We start from the raw sequence: 15,201 nt of genomic DNA on the forward strand, positions 1-15,201 counted from the left end.
TGCTCCTCACTGTCCGTCGCGGATTTCGACACTGACGCCGCCCAGCTCGTAGATGCGCAGCGTCGACTTCCAGACGCTCGCGTCACCGATCAGCACGATCCGGCCGCCCTCGCGCCGGACCTCCCGGATGTGCACGTCGAACTCCATGTCCGGATCGGTGCGCAGGATCTGGCCGCGGTAGCGCCAGGTGGTCTGCACCCCGGCGGCCAGTGCGAAGTGCGGGTCGGCCAGGCCCGCGGTCAGGCCGGTCTCCACCGCGTAGACCTGCATCGCCTGGAGCACCGCCTCCACCCCGAGCGAGCCCGGCATCACCGGGTCGCGGTGGAAGTGGCAGCTGAAGTACCACTCCTCGGGCCGGATCGAGCGGTGGCCGCGCAGGTAGCCGGCGGCGTGCTTGCCGCCGTCGGGCACCAGCTCCATCCACTCGACGAGGTCGAGCCGCCCGCGCGCCAGCTTGGCGCCGCCGCGGCCCGGCTCGGCCGCGCGGTAGTCGGCCAGTTCGATCCGGCGCAGCCCGGCCGGGCGGGCCGGCTGCTGGTCCAGCCACTGCGGGACGTGCTTGCCGCCGTCCAGGCCGACCTGGTTGGCCAGCGCCTTCTCGTTGAAGAAGCCGAAGAGCGACTCGCCGGTGTAGAACACCTCGCCGTCGGCGGAGAGTTCGTAGCGGTAGTTCTGCAGGATCGCGCCGGGGATGGCGTCGTTGGAGAGCAGTGTGGAGTGGTGGCGGACGGTCTTGCCGCGCAGGTCGACGTCCTTGACCAGGGTGGCCCGGCCGTCCAGGTTGCGGATGCTGTACTGCTCGGCGGGCGAGTCCAGGGTCGCGCCGAGGTAGTAGCCGAGCAGGATCGCGGCCTGCAGGCTGGACTCCATGTAGACGCAGTTGGGCATCGCCGGGTAGCCGTTCTCGGCGAAGTACCAGGAGTCGGCGTGCGCGTCGTACTCGGTGACCATTACGGCACCGGGCTTGGCCGCGCCGCGGACGCCTTCCAGGGCCTGCACCCGGTCCACGAACAGGAAGTCGCCGTTGGGGATGTAGGGCGCCCGGCTGTCGGCGTAGACCTCGAACTCCGGTCCCATCGCGACCGCCAGGTCGCCCTTGGCAGCGTGCGCCATGTGGAACTCGTTCAGCAGCGCGGGCTCGCCCGAGCGGTTGCGCCGGCCCAGGAAGTGCGGGGTCGCGCCGCCGGCTTCGGGGCGGAACGGGGTGCCGGGCTTCTCCTGGAGGCGGATCGCCAGGCCGCGCACGCTGATCGCGGGCTTGCCGTCGCGCAGCACCAGGACGTCGGCGACCACGGTGGGCCTGGGCAGCAGGCTCAGCTCGGTGATGTCCAGCTGGTAACGGATCTCCGCGCAGTCGGGGGTGATCTGCCCGCGCACCTTGACCTCGGTCTGCAGGCCGGGCACCGGCTGGAAGCGGGCGTCCGGCAGGGCCAGGTGCAGGCCGAGCGAGAACGCATAGGTCTGCAGCAGCTGCACCGCGCCCTCGGCGACCAGCGAGCCGGCCAGCACCGGGTCGTCGCTGAAGTGGCAGTCGAAGTACCAGCCGTCCGGCACCAGGTGCTTGACGGCCTCGATCCGGCCGCGGCCGTAACCGCCGCCGGTGCGGTCGAGCAGGGTGACCTCGTCGACCATCCGCAGCAGCTCGTTCGGCAGCCGCAGCGAGGGGTTGGTGCCCTCGGGGCGGGCGTGCTCGGGACCGAACACCTCGCCGATGCCGCCCTCGGCGAGCAGCGCCAGGTCGGCGGCGCTCAGCGTGGTGCGCTCACTGATCGCGATCGGCTTGAAGGCGCTCGGGGTGATGCCGTCGGGCGCGGGGTCCGCGTCCTTGCGGCGCAGGGTGCCCTCGATGATGCCGAGCGAGCTCTCCAGCTCCTCGTCGGTGAAGAACCCGGCGCAGGCGTTGTTGAGTTGGAGGATCAGCTTGCCATCGGCGTAGCAGTCGTAGTGGAAGAAGAAGATCATGGTCTCGCCGTGCCGGACGAACTGGTCGATCCAGATGTCGTAGCGCAGCGTCTGGCCGACCTGCGGCAGGTCGCCGTGGAAGGTCAGACTGCTGTCCAGCAGGCGGTAGACCCGCTCGCCCCGGTTGGTGAAGTCCGCGCCCAGGTAGGAGATCAGCAGCAGGTCGCACTGGCCCGCCTCGATCGCGACGGCCGGCGGCACCTGGCCGTCGACCGCGTACCAGGCGTCCTCGGGCACGTCGTACTCGGTACGAATGAACGAGGGCCGGAACTCGCCGGGCTCGGCGTCCAGCTTGGTGACCCGGGTGGCGAAGTGGTACGGCGGGGCGGGCAGCCGGACCCGGCGGCGGAAGGTGTCGATCTCGGCGAACTTCTCGCCGAAGACCGCCGAGACCCGGCCGGTGGCGAACTCCAGCAGGTCGTGCTCGTCCCAGATCACGCCCTCGGGCTTGGGCGGGCGCGGCTTCAGCTGTGTGGTGGTGGGGGCCACGGCCGAGAGCAGCTCGGTCAGTTGGCGGCGCAGCTCGTGCTGACCGGCCAGCACCTCCTGGTGGGCGGCCAGCATCTGGCGGCGCAGCTCGGCCACGCTGGACGGGCGCGGGGTCGGCGCCGGTGACAGCGGGGCGGCGGCCGGCTTCGCGGCGGTGCCCGCCGCGCCGGTCCACGGTGCGGGCTCCGGCGCGGTCGCGATTGCTACGGCAGGCGCGACCGCGGGGGCGGGCGCCGGGGGGCCGGCCAGCTGGACGGCGGCGAGCGGCACCATGGTGATCGGCTCACGCTCCAGGACGAGGGCGACTACGGGGGCGGGCGGCGCGGCAGGTCGCTGAGACATGGTGGGTTCCGTTTCGGTGGCGGCGGCCTGGGCGACCGGAGCGGGGGCCGTCCTCGGCGCCGGGGTGGTGGCCGGTCGCACGGACGGGGGCAGGGGTGCGGCGGCGGCAGTGGTGGCGCCGGCGGCCGGCACAAGAACAAGCTCGGGCGCGGGCTCGGGGATGAGCGCAGGCTCGGGCTCGGGGATGAGCGGCAGACCGGTCGGCCAGGTCGCGGCCAGCGCGCCGGCGCCCGCCTCGACCAGGGCGGCGACCGGCTCGCCGCCGACCGCGAAGGTCCGCACACCCGGCGGCTTCGCGGCGGCGTCCGGACCGGGCCGGAAGACCCCCAGGTCCACCGGCACCCCGTGGCTGACCAGCCGCGCGACCAGCCGCGCGAGGTCGGAGACCCCGCGCGAGCCGCGCCGGTCGACCGAGGCCGACAGGTGCGGGGCGGCCCCCAGCGTCTCCTGCACCCAGCGGGCGCAGGTGCTGGACGGGCCGACCTCGATGAAGCAGCGGTACCCGTCCGCGTAGGCAGCCTGCACCAGCCGGGGGAAGTCGACCGTCTCGCGCAGGGTCACCGCGATGTTGCGGGCGATCTGCTCCTCGCCGAACTCCTCGATCGGCGCGTAGTGCCGGCTGCTGTAGAGCACCGTGTCGCCGACCTCGCCCGCCGGGTAGCGGTTGAGGTCGGCCAGCTCCTCCAGCGCCGAGTCGACCACCGGGCAGTGCATCACGTGGTTGGCCGGGGCACGGGCGCTGCGGCAGGCCAGTGCGTCGATCAGGTCCTTGCACTGGGCCGGGTCGCCGGCCACCACCACCTCGTCCGGCGTGTTGACATGGGTGATGAAGACCCGGTCGAAGTCCGGCAGTTTCGCCCGGACTTCACCGACCGGGGCGAGCACCACATGGGTGCCCCAGACCTCGTTGTCCGGCACCTCCGATGGGATGGACCAGAGTTGACGTACCGTCAGCTTCGGTCCGCGCAGCCGGTCGACGAAGAGCGGCGAGGCGCTGATCTTCACGTCGTTGCGTGCGCCCTTGGCCCAACCCCCCATCGCGAACATCATGCTGGACTCGCCGAGGCTGTAGCCGAAGGCGCCGTGCACCTTGATGCCCAGCAGCTCCCGCACCAGGTCGGTGGCCAGCAGGGCGAAGCTGGTGCCGGCCGCCAGCATCAGCGGGATGTCCTCGATCAGCGCACCCTCCAGCCGCATCAGCTCCCGCCGGTCGGCGGGCACCGCGGTGCGCGGGTAGAGCGCGGCGGCGCGCAGCAGTTCGGCCGGGCGCGGGGTCTGCTCCTCGAACTTCGGCAGCAGCCCGGGGAACGCGCGGAAGAGCGCGCTGCCCAGCCCCAGATAGGAGTTGAACGCGCCCGGGAAGACCAGCGCCACCTTGCCGCCCGAGCCGACCGGCCGGGAGGTGAAGAAGCTGCCGGACGGCGCGGCCCAGTCGCCCCCGGTGCGGTGCACCTCGGGCAGATCCCGGGCCGCCTGGGCGAGTTGGCGGATCAGGCCGGCCCGGTCGTCGGCGACCAGAGCCACCCGCAGCCGGGCGGCCGCAGCCGTGTCCGAGCTCTCCTCGACCAGTGCGCCGAGGTCCGCCCCGCTCTCCAGTCGGCCCTTCAACCAGCTGATGCGGTCGACCAGTTGGGAGATCCCGTCGGCGCCGACCGGCACCACCAGGGGTGCCCCGGAACGCGCCCAGTCGGAGCCGACCCGCTCACCGCGGACCGTACGGCCGGTGAGCACCAGGTGGGCGCAGGTGCCGGCGCTGCCGAGCACGCTCACCGCGGCGGCCCGCCGGGACTCCCGGTCGGCCCGCAGCCAGGGCTGCGACTCGCCGGGCTGGAAGAACGCGGAGCGCTCCACCAGTTCGGCGGCCACCGGACGGGAGGCCACCGGGAGGTAGCCGTGGTGCAGGCAGAGCGCTGCCCTGATGACGGCGGCCAGCACCGAGGCGCAGCCGGTGTCGCCCAGGGTCGCGGCCGCCGAGGAGAGCGCGGTGCGCAGTTGCCCGCTGCCGTCCCCGGCCCAGACCCGGGCCAGGCCCGTGAGTTCGTCCGCGCCGGCCCGGCCGATCCCGGCGTAGCCCGCCTCGACCAGCTCGACCTCGGCGGGCCGCAGCCCGGCCTGCGCCAGCGCGGCCTCGGCGGTGCGGGCCACCAGCTCCGGCCGCACCTCGGGCAGCACGGACGGGCTGTCGGGGTAGCCGATCGCCAGGCCGTCCAGCGAGGCGTACACGGTGTGCCCGGCCGGGACCAGCTCCGGACGGGTGACCACCACGGCCCCCGCGCCCTCACCGGCCGGCCGGCCGTTGCCGCCCGGCTCCAGCAGCTCGCGGGCGAGCGCCGACTCCGGCCCGGCCGCCAGGTCCACGCCGCCGACCAGCACCGCCTCGACGGTGGGGTCGAGCAGCAGGATCCGCGCCACGTCCAGGGCGCAGGCGCCGCTCGCGCTGTCGGCGGAGAGCGTGAACGAGGGGCCGGTGAAGTTCCACAGCGAGGAGATCCGGCTGGCCATGATGCTGCCGATGTAGCTGAGCACCTCGTTGGGCTCGATGGAGTCGTGGATGCCGTTCCTGGCCACCCGGGTGAGCGCGGCGAGCTGCTCGGGCGAGGGCCGTACGCCGGCCGACTCGCACCACTGGGCGAGCTTGCGCCCGAGGTCGTAGCGGGCGCCGTGCCCGTGCGCACTCGGCTCCATCTCCATCGCCAGCACGACCGCCACCCGGCGGCCGGTGCTGCCCTTGTCCTGGGCGGTGGGCCGCCGGTAGCCGGCGTCCCGCAGCGCCTCCTCGGCGACCCGGGTCATCAGCAGGTGCTGCTGGTTGAAGTGCTCCAGGTCGTTGGGCGGGATCCGGTACGAGACGGTGTCGACCTCGAAGGACTCGACATACCCCGCGCGATCGCTGCCCGCCAGCTTCTCCTGGAAGCCGCGCCAGCGGTGCTCGGGCAGCTCCCGGAAGGCGTCGAGGCCCTCGTAGCCGGCCCGTTCCAGCGCGTCCAGGTCGGTGAACGGGCCGAAGTGCGCGCCCATGCCGATGATCGACAGGGTCGGCATCGCGGCCGGCTCGGCCGGCTCACTCGCCGGGGCGGGCCGGGCGCCGGGTTCGGAGAGCACCACGTGGGCGTTGGTGCCGCCGAAGCCGAACGCCGACACGCCGGCCCGCCGGACCTGTCCGGCGGGCCACGGGGTGGCCGCGCGGACCACCCGCTCGCCGGCGGCGCCGGGCAGCGGCTGCTCGACGCCGAGCGTCGGGGGCAGCGTGCCGTGCGCCAGCGCGAGCACCACCTTGAGCAGACTGCTCAGGCCGGCGACGGTGAGCAGGTGGCCGATGTTGGCCTTCACCGAGCCGAGCAGCGGCACCTCGCCATGCGCGCCGAAGTAGTCGCTCACGCCGGTGAGTTCGGTGCCGTCGCCGAGCGGGGTACCGGTCGCGTGGCACTCCAGGTACTGCACGGCGCTCGGGTCGATCCCGGCCTGCTGGTACGCCAGCCGGTACGCGCCGCACTGGCCGGTCGCGTTCGGGGCGAGCAGGTGCTTGCCGGTGCCGTCGTTGGTGAGCGCCACCGCGTCGATCACCGCGTACACCCGGTCGCCGTCGCGCTCGGCGTCGGCGAGCCGCTTGACCGCGATCATCCCGGCGCCCTGGCCGGTGATGATCCCGCGCGAGCGGGCGTCGAACGGCTGGCTGAAGCCGTTCTCGGGGTAGGCCCGCAGGTCGGAGAAGGAGAGGTGGATGACGGTCGGGTCCGGCGCGCAGACCCCGCCGGCCAGCATCACATCCGCCCGGCCGGCCTCCAGGTAGCCGCAGGCCAGCTTGAGCGCGTACAGCGCCGAGGAGCAGGCCGCGTCCAGGGTGAACTGCGGGCCGCCCAGGCCCAGCGCCTCGGCCACCACCCGGGCGGGCAGACCGCCCGCCCACAGGTTGTGGGCGGCGGCCGGGCCGCCGGTGGGCGCCGGGAGCGACGCGGCGCCGCCCGGCAGACCGGCGGCCCGCAGGCCGGCGGTCACCGCGGTGTCCCAGAGCGGCTCGGTGAGCCGGCTCGAAGCGGGCGTCGGGAACGGGTAGTTGCCGAAGACCACACCGCACCTGGCCGGTCCGGCCGCCCGCTGCGGGTCGCCCGCGTCGGACAGCGCGTCCGCCGCGGTCTTCAGGGCCCAGTGGAACGAGCGGTCCAGGCCCGCCAGGTAGTCCGCCGGCAGCAGGTAGCCGGCGGGGTCGAAGGAGTACGAGTCGAGGAAGCCGCCCCGGGTGCAGTAGATCCGGTGCCGGTCCTCGGGGTCGGTCTCCCGGACCGTCGGCCGGTGGCCGAAGATCCGGGAGCCGCCTTCGGTGCGGGAGTCCACTCCCGCTACCAGGTTCTGCCAGTACTCGTCGGGTGTGGCCGCCCCGGGGAACAGGCAGGCCAGTCCTACGATCGCGTAGTTGCCCATGATGGGATCCGCCTCCGGGACGCCGCGGTCAGACCGCGAGAGCGCCGAGGCGCGACGACTGACGGAACTTCCCGTCCAACTCCGGGTCTTCGATCAGTGCGACCCCTTCCAGGACCTGCAGCACCCGGCCGTCCAGCGTGGTCGCGGTCACGGTGGCAACGACTCCCGAGTTGCCGGGGATGACGTTCTCGACCGCGATCAGGAACTCCTGGTCGGCGGGCAGCGGCGCGTGCAGGGTGATCCGCTCGATCTCCAGTGGCAGGCTCGCGGTGCCCCGGAAGAGCCGCACCCAGACCAGCCCGGCCTGCAGCAGCAGGTCGGCCTGCGCGGGGTGGTGCACGGCCGAGCCGTACGCGCCCTTGGCGGAGTCGCTCGCGGGCAGGCTCGCAGCAAGCAGCAGGCGCTCGGGGCTGCTGTCCAGCACCCGGCGCAGGCCCTGCAGGGCGGGGCCGTGGAAGAGCGTGCCGTCCTGGTAGAGGTGGGCGGCGTCCGTTCCGGTGGTCGCCCGGGCAGCGGCGGCGAGGTCGCCGCGATCCGCCGGGGCGGTGGTGGCGCCGTCCGCGACGGTCGCGCCGTAGGCGGGGCGGCTGGTGCCGGCCTCGTCCACCGCGGAGACCAGCACGTCCAGCTCACCGGCGGCCGACTTCGGGCCGGTACCGACCGCCAGCCGCAGCCGGGCCGGGCCCTGGTCGCCGAGGACGACCCCCTTGAACACCTTGAACGACCGCACCTGGGTGACCGCCGTGCCGGTGGTCGCCTCGACCACGTTCAGCACCGCGCCGAGCGCCATGGTCGCGGGCAGCACCGCGGAGCCGCCCACCCGGTGATCAGCAAGCATCGGCTCTGCTACCAGGCCGGTCAGCGAACGGTCGACCACCGCAGAGGAGTTGGCCATCGGCGCGGGGGCCGAGAGCGGACCGGTCGGACCGGCCACGATCACCACGTCGTCAGCGTGCTCGGCGGTGAACTGCTCGGCGAAGATGCCGGTCCCGGTGGCCAGCGGCACCAGGTCGACGCCCCGCGAGGCGAACATCGCCCGCAGCTCGTCGGTGACCATCCCGCCGTCCCAGGCGCCCCAGTTGATCGAGCTGACCCGGGTCTGCGGGCTCTGCTTCTTGAGCGAGACCGCGAGCCGGTTCAGCGCGTCGTTGGCCATCGCGTAGTCGGCCTGGCCGCGGTTGCCGAAGAAGCCGGCCACCGAGGAGAAGAGCACCAGGTGCCGCAGGGCGACGCCGTCCAGCACCTCAAGGAGGTTGCCGAGGCCGGTCAGCTTGGTGGCGAGCACCCGCTCGACGTCGGCCGCCGACTTGTCGGCGATCAGGCGGTCGGCCAGCACCCCGGCGCCGTGCACCACACCGGTGATCCGGTCGCGGTGCGGAACCAGTACGCGGCGGACGGCCTCGCGGTCGGCGATGTCGGCGACCAGGTACTCGACGGTCGCGCCGGCCGACCGCAGCCGCTCCAGGTTCGTCGCGATCTCACGGCTGCCGGTGATCCCTCGGAAGATCGCCTCGACGTCGCGCGGCCTGGGCTTCTCGCCCTGCGCGGTGAGCTGCTGGACGATGGCCAGCTTGAGCGGCGCGGCGTCCAGGCCGCGGGCCCAGGCGGGCTCCTCGGCCAGCTCGCTGCGGCCGAGCAGCAGCAGCCCGGCCGGCCAGGCGGACACCAGCTTGTGCAGGCAGTCCGCCGTGATACCCCGGGCGCCGCCGGTGACCACCAGGACGTCGGCGGCGGTCAGCGCGGGGGTGCCGGTGGGCGCGACGGGGGGCGGGGTGACGGAGAGCGTCACCGTGCGACGGCCGGCGGCGTCGTGGCCGACCTCGATCGGGGAGGCGGCCGGGTCCGTCAGCTCCGCCAGAAAGCGACGGCCCAGCACGGCCTCGTCCAGACCGGGCGCGAAGTCCACCACCCGGCAGAACAGTTCGGGCTCCTCGATGGCCAGCGTCTTCACCAGGCCGCCGAGACCGCCGAGCAGCGCGGACGGGCCGCTGACACCGCGGTAGCCGCTCGCACCGTCGAGCTGGGTGACCGCCACGAAGGCGGAACGGCCGCTCGCCGACTGCCCGGTGAGCGTCGAGCGGGTCTCCTTGGCGAGCAGCAGGGCGTGGGTGAGCCGGCGACCGGCGTCGTCCCAGGCGGCGCTCGTCGCGGCGGCGAGCTGGACCACCAGGTCCAGCTGGCCGGCGGCGGCGCGCACCTCGGCGACCACTCGGGCCAGCTCGGCCGGCTCCCAACTGCGCAGCGTACGGACCGAGTCGGCCTGCCCGACCGCGCTGAACGCACCGGGCAGCACCAGCACGTGGGTCTGCCAGCCGGCCGACTTCAGGGCGGCGACCAGCGGACGGGCCGGGGTCGAGCCGTCGTCGACCAGCAGGGCCGCGCGGCGGGTCCGGTAGGCGTCCACCAGGGTGTCGGGGGCTGGGAGTTCGCGCAGCGTCGCGAAGCTGCGGCCGATGCCGGGGGCGGTGGGGTAGTCGATCCGGACGGGGGCCGCCGCGACCGCAGTCGGGGCAGGGGCGGCGTCTGCCGCCGCGCCACCGAGGAAGCCGGCGATGTCGCTCAGCGTGCGCAGCTCACCGAGCTGCTCCGGCTGAATCTCCGTCGCCACCGGGAACCGCTCCGCCAACGCACCCATGATCTGAACACGCTTGATCGAGTCGATCCCGAGGTCAGCCTCCAGATCCATCTCCGGCTCCAACATCTCCGCCGGATAACCCGTCTTCTCCGCCACAATCTCCAACAACGCAGCCAGCACAGCAGCACCAGCCACACCAGCAACCGGCACCGCCTCAACGGGGGCTGCCACCACCACAGTTGGGGCAGAGGCGGTCTCTGCGGCCGCGCCGCCCAGGAAGCCGGCGATGTCGCTCAGCGTGCGCAGCTCACCGAGCTGCTCCGGCTGAATCTCCGTCGCCACCGGGAACCGCTCCGCCAACGCACCCATGATCTGAACACGCTTGATCGAGTCGATCCCGAGGTCAGCCTCCAGATCCATCTCCGGCTCCAACATCTCCGCCGGATAACCCGTCTTCTCCGCCACAATCTCCAACAACGCAGCCAGCACAGCAGCACCAGCCACACCAGCAACCGGCACCGCCTCAACGGGGGCCGCCACCACCACAGTTGGGGCAGAGGCGGTCTCTGCGGCCGCGCCGCCCAGGAAGCCCGCGATGTCGCTCAACGTCCGCAACTCACCCAGCTGCTCCGGCTGAATCTCCGTCGCCACCGGGAACCGCTCCGCCAACGCACCCATGATCTGAACACGCTTGATCGAGTCGATCCCGAGGTCAGCCTCCAGATCCATCTCCGGCTCCAACATCTCCGCCGGATAACCCGTCTTCTCCGCCACAATCTCCAACAACGCAGCCAGCACAGCAGCACCAGCCACACCAGCAACCGGAGCCGGCTCGGAAGAGGCAGGCGCAGGCGCAGGAACCGCAGCCGCAGTCACGGGAGCCGGAACCTCAACCGCAGCCTCCACCGGAGCCGCCACCGCCGCCGTCTCGTCCTGCGGCCGCAGGACCTCGATCAGCAGCCGGGTGGCCCGCTCATGCGCCGCCGCGATGGACGCGCCGTGCTCGCGGATCAGCCGCAGCGCGCCGTCCGTGTCCGGCCGCCCGCCCGCCGCGGCGTTCTGCTCCAGCGCCTGGAGGGCCTCGCGCACCACGTCCAGCTGGGTGTCGAGGATCTGCCCCTGCAGCCGCAGCCCTTCCTCGCTCGGCACGTCGTCGGCAGCGGCGCCAACCAGCACCGGCACCGCGGCGGGAGCGGCAGGAGCGGCAAGCGCAGCGGGAGCTGCAAGCGCAGGCGCCGGCTGCACCGCCACGGCCGCCGGTCGCGGCGCGACCAGGGACTCCGGGGTGTATTCCACTTCGAGTGCCTCTCTATACGCGGATCGTCGACTGTCTGTGACGAAGTTGATGCCGCGCAGCGGGATCGCCATCCCCTTGCGAGCCGGCTCGGCCACCTCGGGCTCGACGTCGTCGTCGATCCCGGTCAACGGCAGCCCCAGCACGCGCAGTTCGACGGCGGCGCTCTTCAGCGCCAGCTCGCTGTCCTTCTTGGGCCCGGCGTCCGCCGAGACCACGACCACCTCGGGGTCGTTCAGGATCTGCCGCACCAGCTCCGACAGCACCCGCTTGGGGCCGAACTCGACGAAGACCCGGAAGCCCGCGTCGTACATCTCCTTGATCCGGGCGCTGAAGTCGACCGGCTTCAGCAACTGGCCGACCAGCGTCTCGGCGTTCGCCGCCTCGTCCTCGCCGTACGCGGCGCCGGGGCTGTTGGCGTAGACGGGCAGGCGCGGCGCCCGGACCCGTTCGCGCGCCACGGCGGCCCGGAACGCCTCGGCCGCGTGCCCGACGAAGCGGGTGTGGAACGCGGCGGCCACCGGCAGCCGGCGTACCGACACCGCGCCGCCGGTCGCGTCGGCGACCAGCCGCTCGATCTCGGCGACCGGGCCGCCGACCACGATCTGGTCCAGCGCGTTGAGGTTGCAGACCGTGATCTCGCGGTACTTCGCGATCAGCGCCTCGACCTCGGCGAGCGGAGCGCGCACCGCGGCCATCGCCCCCGGGTCGAAGCCGGCCGCGTCGAAGCCGGCCGGGGCCGACTTCGGCGGCGCCATCGCCGCGCCGCGGGCCCGGGCCAGCGCGAAGAACTCCTCGTCCTGCAGCGAGCCGGCCGCCCACAGCGCGGTGAGCTCGCCGAAGCTGTGCCCGATCGCGCCGTCCAGCGACAGGCCCAGCGCACTGAGCCAGCGGTACTGGCCCACCGACAGCGCGCCGATCGCGGGCTGCGCGAACTCGGTTCGACGCAGCGCCTCCTCCTGCGCGGCCCGGGTGGTGTCGTCGAACGCGGGCGAGGGGAAGACCACCCGGCCCAGCGTCTCGCCCTCGGTGAAGCCCTGGTTGGCCTGGTCGAAGGCGGCCCGAATTGCCGGCACCGCGAGCGCGGCCGTCCGGCCCATGCCCGCGTACTGGCTGCCCTGGCCGGCGAAGAGGCCCGCCACCTTGCCCGAACCGGCGAGCGCGGCCCGCCGGTAGCTGATGCCCTTGGGGTGCTGCCAGGCGTCCGCCGTCGGCCGGGCCAGCAGCTGGCCCGCCGCGAGGGTGCGCAGCTCGGCGAACTCCTCGGCGCTGCGCGCGACGATGCCGATCCGGGCGTGCCCGGCCGGGATGGCGCCCTCAGGGTCGGCCGCGGCGCCGTCCGCCAGGCGCTGGGCCAGGGTGGCCGGGTCAGCGCTGTGCCAGACGCCGGTCTGCGCGACCGGTCCGAGCACGGTGGCCCGGCCGCCCTCGCTGCCGTGCTCCTCCAGGACCATGTGGAAGTTGGTGCCGCCGAAGCCGAACGACGAGACGGCGCCCCGGCGGACCGGGCGCTTGGGGTCCAGGATCCACGGCCGGGCCTGGGAGTTGACGTAGAACGGGGTCTTGCCGAAGTCCACCGCGCTGCTCGGGGCGACCACGTTGATGGTGGGCGGCAGCACCTTCTGGTGCAGCGCCAGCGCGACCTTGATCAGGCCGGCCGCGCCGGCCGCGGCCTTGGTGTGCCCGATCTGCGACTTGATGCTGCCGATCGCGGCGTGCTGGGCCTCCGCGCCGGTCGCGGCGGGGTCCGTCGCCTCGGCCACCACCGCGCTGAGGGCGGTGAGTTCGGTGTGGTCACCGACCGCCGTGCCGGTGCCGTGCGCCTCGAAGAGCTCGACGGCGTCGGCGCTCACACCGGCGTCGACGTAGGCGCGGCGCAGCGCGACCTCCTGGCCGGCGGCGCGCGGTGCGTAGATGCTCTTGAACCGGCCGTCGCTGGAGGTGCCGATGCCGCGCAGCACCGCGTAGACCCGGTCGCCGTCGCGCTCGGCGTCGGCCAGCCGCTTGAGCGCCAGCATGCCGATGCCCTCGCCGATCAACGTCCCGTCGGCCGAGTCGTCGAAGGGCCGGATCAGCCCGCTCTTGGAGAAGGCCGGGGTCTTGCTGAAGCACATGTACATCAGGATGGTGTTCTCGGCGTCGCAGCCGCCCGAGATCATCAAGTCGGCCCGGCCCTCGACCAGTTCGCTGACCGCGAGCTTGACGGCGGCCAGCGAGCTGGCGCAGGCCGCGTCCACCGTGCAGTTGGTGCCGCCGAGGTCGAAGCGGTTGGCGATCCGGCCCGCCACCACATTGCCGAGCATGCCGGGGAAGGAGTTCTCCTCCCACGGGATGTAGGCCTTCTTGAAGCGGTCGGCGATCTCGTCGGCGTCCCGCTCGCTGAGTCCGCAGCTGCGCACGACCTCCTTGAGCACCGGTGTCTGGAGCCGGGCGGAGAGCGGCTGGGTGAGCGAGTTGGCGCCGGTGATGCCGAGGATCACCCCGGTCCGGCCCGGGTCGTACCAGGACTTCTCGGCGCCGGCGTCGCGCAGCACGTCGCGGGCGACCACCAGGCTGAGCAGCTGGAGGATGTCGGTCACCTCCAGGATGTTCGGCGGCAGGCCGAACTCCATCGGGTTGAACGCGATCTCCGGCAGGAAGCCGCCGCGCCGGCAGTACGTCTTGTCCTCGGCCATCGGGTCGGGGTCGTAGTAGTCGTCCAGGTTCCAGTGGCCGGCCGGGACGTCCTCGATGCAGTCGACGGCGCCCACGACGTTGCGCCAGAGATCACGCACATTCGGTGATTTGGGGAACAGGCCCGCCAGCCCGACGATGGCGACGGGCGTGTCGGCCAGACGCCGGGTGGCGTCCGGAGTCGACGGTGCGTTCACGGGGGTCCTCTCAATCATCGGTCTGCGGCCGCAGCCCGGTGGGATCGGGGGTGCTCGACAGCGGGACGGCTGCGTCCCGGGGCACCGCTCCGCGGGTGTCAGACAGCGGCCGGCTCGGCCAGCAGCTCGGCGAGTACGGCCAGGTTGGCCGGCTGGCGGAGCATCGTGTAGTGGTCGCCGGCGACGTCGAGGTGACGCAGCGGCCGGGTGCTGAGCTGGTCCCAGCCCAGGCTTCCGTCGTTCGGCAGCAGCGAGTCGGCGGGCTTGAGCAGGGTGATGGTGCGGTCCAGCGCGCCAGGCCGGTAGGCCAGCGCGAACCGGTTGTTGCGCCGCAGTCCGGCCAGGTAGGTGTCGAACAGCTTGCGCAGCCCGGGCAGTTCGGTGTCGGCGGGCAGCACGCCCTGCGCCGTCGCGGCCGCCAGCAGCTCGGGCAGCCGGCGCTCGGCGACCGGTCCCGGCTGCCAGTCCAGCGGCTGCTCGCGCTTGGCCGCCAGGTACATCGCGAACCAGCGCAGCAGCATCTCGGGCTCCAGCAGCTCCTCGCCGCGCTGGTAGTCGGGCACCGGCGCGATGCTGTCGAGCAGCACGAGGTCGGTCAGCAGCTCGCCGAGGCCGGCCCGCTCTGCCTGCCGGGCCATCTCGAAGGCGACGACCCCGCCGAAGGACCAGCCGACCAGCGCGAACGGCGCGTCGGCCGGGCGGGCGGCGGTGAGCTCGGCCAGGCAGCGGGCGGCGAGCTCCTCGATGCCGATGACGGTCCGCTCGGGAGCGAACACGGCGGCGAAGTACTCCGGGACGAGCTGCAGGTCGAGCAGTCCGAACGCCGCGCCCTCGGGCAGCGCCGCGGCGGCGGGTGCCCAGGCGGAGGCCGCCAGCGCGCCGGGGTGCACCGCGTAGACGTGGCTGCGGTCGTGGCCCGCGGCCGGGCGTAGCCGGGCCAGCAGGGGCCGGGCCGCAGCGCGGGGTCTGTCAGGCAGTGGCGACACGGTTGCTGCTCTCCTCGGCGATGTGCTCGGCGAGCGCGGCGATGGTCGGGTGGTATACCAGAGCGCGGTGGCCTCCAGCTCGAAGCCCAGCCAGTTCTCCAGTTCGCCGGCCAGGATCAGCGCCTCGGTGGAGTCGAGGTCGAACTCGTCGAAGTACTGCTCGACGTTGACCTGCTCGGGGTCGATGGACAGCCGGGTGGCGAGCTTGTCGATGAGCCAGGCCTGCGCGTCCTCGGCGGTGACGTGCTGCATGAGATCCCTCCA

3 protein-coding genes are annotated in these 15,201 nt (G+C 73.2%); all 3 read right to left on the reverse strand.

What is annotated here, in order from left to right:
• Nucleotides 1-6 precede the first annotated feature (6 nt).
• The gene (locus P3T34_RS16425; protein WP_280666775.1) at nt 7-7,212 is read right to left on the reverse strand and encodes a beta-ketoacyl synthase N-terminal-like domain-containing protein; all 7,206 of its coding nucleotides are present in this window, start codon (nt 7,210-7,212) and stop codon (nt 7-9) included.
• 28 nt (nt 7,213-7,240) lie between these two features.
• Nucleotides 7,241-13,951, reverse strand: coding sequence for a type I polyketide synthase (locus tag P3T34_RS16430; RefSeq protein WP_280666776.1), 6,711 nt, complete (start codon nt 13,949-13,951; stop codon nt 7,241-7,243).
• 98 nt (nt 13,952-14,049) lie between these two features.
• A complete protein-coding gene (locus P3T34_RS16435; RefSeq protein WP_280666777.1) occupies nt 14,050-15,189 on the reverse strand; it encodes a thioesterase domain-containing protein in 1,140 nt (379 codons plus the stop codon).
• Nucleotides 15,190-15,201 lie beyond the last annotated feature (12 nt).

Origin of the sequence: Kitasatospora sp. MAP12-44, assembly GCF_029892095.1 — a bacterium.
Lineage (GTDB): Bacteria > Actinomycetota > Actinomycetes > Streptomycetales > Streptomycetaceae > Kitasatospora.

What these genes read in the sequence shown, in the direction of transcription:
- P3T34_RS16425 (WP_280666775.1), bottom strand. Translation starts at nt 7,212, where the DNA reads ATGGGCAACTACGCGATCGTAGGACTGGCCTGCCTGTTCCCCGGGGCG.
- P3T34_RS16435 (WP_280666777.1), bottom strand. Translation starts at nt 15,189, where the DNA reads ATGCAGCACGTCACCGCCGAGGACGCGCAGGCCTGGCTCATCGACAAG.